Source organism: Acinetobacter sp. GRABPA_MV_2 (genome assembly GCF_056725885.1).
On record NZ_JBWZNA010000088.1, the window covers coordinates 1 to 203 of the forward strand.

The 203-nt window shown below is 37.9% G+C and carries 1 protein-coding gene; it reads right to left on the reverse strand.

The genetic code is table 11. The annotated features are described in order from the left end of the window. On the reverse strand, nucleotides 1–203 hold a 203-nt coding region (locus tag ACXM0J_RS18935), incomplete at both ends, for a hypothetical protein (RefSeq protein WP_479750759.1).

Here is a 203-nt window from a genome sequence, read left to right on the forward strand (position 1 = left end):
TTGATCTGGTTATCTTTTAAATATCTCACTTGAGACACACGGGCTAGGTCAAAATAGTTATCAAATACTTTACGGTAACTGGTGTTAAATGAAATGTTCTTACTGATGCGCCCTTCTAAACCCAGCAAGGTAGAGTAACCGTTTTCATCTTTATACTGGCTCGCTGCAATGTCAGCATTGATCACCCCAATACCAAAAATATT